The following is a 4122-nucleotide window of genomic DNA, read 5'->3' on the forward strand; positions in this document are numbered from 1 at the left end:
GGCGGCCCCGGCGCGGGCCGCGGGGCGGGCCGGGAGCCGGTAGGAACGCCGGTCGAAGGCGTAGCCGGGCAGCGGGATCCGCCGCCCCGGCCCGTCCGCGTGGACCTCGTTCCAGGAGATGTTCAGCCCCGCCGTGTACGCACCGGCCAGCGCCGCGTCCAGGGTGGCACCCGTGGTGTCCTTGCGGCGCAGGCAGCTCAGCCACCGGTGCTGCTCCTGCGGTACCGCCTGCCGGGCCAGCGAGGTCAGGGCCGTGGACGGACCCACCTCCAGGAACACGTGCCGGCCGCGCTCGGCGATGGTCCGCACCCCGGCCGCGAACTCCACCGACCGCGTCATGTGGTGCACCCAGTACTCGGGCGTCGCCAGTTCCCGCGGCGCCGCGATCCGGCCGGTCAGGTTGGACACGATCGGCAGCCGCGGCTCCCCGAAGGCGATCCCCCGCAGCACCTCGGCCAGCGGCTCGGCGACCTCCTCCATCAGCGGCGAGTGGAACGCCGCCGTCACGTGCAGCGGCGTCACCGTCCAGTCCCGCGCGCGCAGCGCCTCCACCGCCTCCGCCAGCGCCCCGGCGCCGCCCGAGACCACGCACTGCTCCGGCGCGTTGACGGCGGCGACGGCCAGTTCGGGCCACGGCAGCAGCAGCGGGCGCACCTCCTCGGCGGGCGCCGCCACCGCGGCCATCCCGCCCGGCGCCGACACCGACTCGATCAGCCGGGAACGCGCGGCGAGGAAGGCCACCCCGTCGGCGAGCGAGAACAGCCCGGCGACCGTGGCCGCGACGATCTCGCCCACGCTGTGCCCGATCAGCACGCTGGGCCGCACCCCCCACGACAGCCACAGCCGGGCCAGCGCGTACTCCAGGGTGAACAGCGCCGCGTGCGTGAAGGACGTACGGGCCAGGGTCTCCTCGGCGTCCCCGGCGTCGCCGAACATCACGGCGGCCACCGAGCGCCCCAGCAGCGGGGCGAAGAGCGCGTCGCACTCGTCGACGCAGCGCGTGAACACGGCGTGGCGCCCGTACAGGGCCCGGCCCATGCCCACGTACTGCGACCCGGAACCGGTGAACAGGAAGGCCACCTTGCGGAACGCGTCGGGCTTCTCCTCGCCCCGCGGCGGCGCGCTCCACCGCTCCAGCTGCGTGCCGAGCTCGGCCAGGGAGGAGACGGCCGCCGCCGCCCGGAAGCGGAAGTGCGAGCGGGCGGTGGCCCGGGTGCGGCACAGGTCGGCGAGGGAGGTGCCGGGGTGCTCGGCGAGGAACCGCGCGTACCGCTCGGCCTGGAGCCGCAGCGCCGGCCGGGACTTGGCGGACAGCGTGAAGACCTGCCCGTACGCCTCCTCACGCGCGGCGGGCGCGGTGTCCCGGGCGGTCTCCGGGGCGGTGTCCCGGGCGGTGTCCCGGGCGGGGGCCTCCTCCAGTACCGCGACCGCGATGGCCCCGGCGACGCCGAAGCCGTTGACGGTGGCCCGGCGCACCGGGGCCTTCCAGGGCCGCTCCTCGGTGGCCACCTCGATCGGGTACGTGTCCCACGGGATCCGCCCGGAGAGGTTGCGCCACACGTGCGGGAAGAAGGTGCCGGCCCGCATCTGCGTGATCACCTTGATCAGTCCGCCCAGCCCGGCCGCGGGCTCCATGTGCCCCAGGTTGGCCTTCAGCGAGCCGATGACCAGCGGGTCGTCCTTGTCGTGGGAGGCGCCGAACACCCCGTTCACCGACCCCAGCTCGATCGGATCGCCGAGCGGGGTCCCCGTCCCGTGCGCCTCCACGTACTGGATGTCGCCGGGCTCCAGCCGCGCGTTGGCCAGCGCCGCCCGCATCACGGCCTCCTGCGCCGTGCCGTTGGGCGCGCTCAGGCCCGCGCTCTCGCCGTCCTGCCCGATCGCGGTGCCCCGTACGAGGGCCAGCACCCGGTCGCCCGCGGCCACCGCGTCCGACAGCCGCTTGAGGACGAGCACCCCGCAGCCCTCGGCGCGCGCGTAACCGTCCGCACTCTCGTCGAAGGTCTTGCAGTGCCCGTCCGGGGCCAGCATCTGGGCGTGCGAGAGGATCACGTACGAGCGCGGGTTGTGCAGGGTGTTGACCCCGGCGCACAGCGCGATCCCGCACTCGCGCCGCCGCAGCCCCTCCACCGCCAGGTGCAGGGCGGTCAGCGAAGCCGCGCACGCGGTGTCGGTCGTCAGGCTCGGGCCGCGCCAGCCCAGGAAGTACGAGAGCCGCCCCGACAGGGAGTACGCCCCGAGCCCGGTCGCCAGGTTCCCGTCGAGCTGCTCGTCCGAGAGCCCCTCCAGCTCCAGGGGGAAGTCCAGGGGGGAGGCGCCCACGTAGACACCGCCGTCGCCGTGCCGCAGCACGGCCGGATCGATGCCGGAGTCCTCCAGGGCCTCCCACACCGTCTCCAGCAGCAGCCGCTGCCCCGGATCGATGAAGGGGGCCTGCTTCGGGGGAATGCTGAAGAACTGCGCGTCGAATTCGTCTATGTGGTCGAGGAAACCGCCCGCGACGGCGGTGATGTCGCCGTCGGCCACCTCCGGCACCCAGCGGTCGCGCGGCAGCGGACCGATACCGGAACGTCCGTCCCGCAGAAAGGAATCGAGATCCGAAAGAGAATTGTTCCGGCCGGGCAGGCGCATGCCGACCCCGACCACGGCGATCGGCTCGTGCCTTTCGAGAAGGAATTCACCGAGGGCCCTGTCCTGTCGCCGGACCGTTTCCTCCGCGATGTCGAGCCTCTCCTGAATCTCCTTGATTCCCTGCACGATGTACGGATCCCGCGGGTCCGGCGTTCCCGGCATGGCGGCGGCCTCCCTCTCAATTCGCGTCGAAGATGTCGGCCAGCACGTCCGAGGCCAGATGGTCGGTCAGCCGCTCGACGGTGGGCTGGTTGAACAGGGCGGTGCTGCTGATGCCCCGCCCCAGCCGGTCTTCGAGCCGCTGCTTGACCTGGGTCAGCAGCAGGGACGTCATACCGAGCTCGAAGAAGCTGTCCTCCAGCGGCAGCTCTTCGTCATCGGGCATGAGCAGTGCCGTCTTGAATTCCGCCACGACGATTTCTTCCAGAACCGTCCGGCGTTCCGATCGGGGCGAGGACACTAATTGTTCTGTCATACCGGTCGAGTGAAGCACAGCCGCCGTGACGACCGGCTGACGTCCTCCTGACCCGTCGGGCCGGTCAGTTCAGCGTCAGTACCGCTGTGGGAACCTCGGGATGCACGAATGCGTGGGATCCGGCGTGGAGGAGCGAATCATGCAGACCGAAGCACGAGAAGAATTGCGGACCAATGGATATTCGTTGCTGCCGGCCGACCGGCTCGTCATCGACACCGAAGCGATGCAGCACGTCAAGGAATTGGCCGCCGAGTGGGAACACCTGGAGACGGACCGGTACCTGAAGGGCGGGTCCCGCTTCCGCGAGCGCCGCTACGACCGGTTCTACTTCGTGCCCCGCACCGGGGAGGTCCGGCTGCGCCCCCACCGGCCCTACTTCCAGTCGATGAACGCCAACGACTACGCCGGCGGCATCGACCGCGACGTGGCCCCCCTCAGCCGGGCCACCCTGGACAACCCGCTCCTGACGCGGCTCCTGCGCGCCGACTTCGAGAAGTTCCCGGTCCCCGCGGACTCCTGGCTCGACGACCCCTGGGACGTCCAGTGCCACCAGTTCCGGATCATCAGCACCCCGGACGAGACGGGGGAACCGACCCCCGAGGGCCCGCACCGCGACGAGGTCGACTTCGGCGCCATCCACCTGATGGGCCGCTTCAACGCCCGGGGCGGGGAATCCCAGGTCTACAGCCTGGAGAAGGAACTCGTGGCCGAGTTCACCCTCACCGAGCAGATGGACACCATGTTCTGGGCCGACGCCCGGATCCTCCACGCGGTGCGCCCGATCCACGCGCAGGACCCGGCCAAGCCGGCCGTCCGCGACGTCCTGATCCTGGGGTACCGACACGCGCCGGAGCTGCGCCGCGACGAGCAGAGCGGCTGACATGGCGAACGGGACCGAGATCCGTCGCGTGGACCGCGTGGTCATCCGTTTCGCGGGTGATTCGGGTGACGGTATGCAGTTGACGGGTGACCGTTTCACGTCGGAGACGGCGTCGTTCGGGAACGATCTTTCGACG

3 protein-coding genes are annotated in these 4122 nt (G+C 71.6%); 1 reads left to right on the forward strand and 2 read right to left on the reverse strand.

What is annotated here, in order from left to right; translation table 11 throughout:
• A partial coding sequence (locus ABZW32_RS39065; RefSeq protein WP_356225573.1) for a type I polyketide synthase occupies window positions 1–2793 on the reverse strand: 2793 nt, incomplete at its 3' end.
• A gap of 16 nt (window positions 2794–2809) precedes the next feature.
• Window positions 2810–3043, reverse strand: coding sequence for an acyl carrier protein (locus ABZW32_RS39070; protein ID WP_280917659.1), 234 nt, complete (start codon window positions 3041–3043; stop codon window positions 2810–2812).
• Between the two features lie 202 nt (window positions 3044–3245).
• Here ABZW32_RS39070 and ABZW32_RS39075 point away from each other — a divergent pair, with 202 nt between their 5' ends.
• Entirely contained in the window at window positions 3246–3986 is a 741-nt protein-coding gene (locus ABZW32_RS39075) for a 2OG-Fe dioxygenase family protein (protein ID WP_356225575.1), read from the forward strand.
• Window positions 3987–4122: the final 136 nt, after the last annotated feature.

This window comes from Streptomyces sp. NPDC004667 (genome assembly GCF_040609475.1).
GTDB lineage: Bacteria > Actinomycetota > Actinomycetes > Streptomycetales > Streptomycetaceae > Streptomyces.

Coding starts and splice junctions, on each gene's coding strand:
- ABZW32_RS39075 (WP_356225575.1), top strand. CDS start 3,246: ATGCAGACCGAAGCACGAGAAGAATTGCGGACCAATGGATATTCGTTG.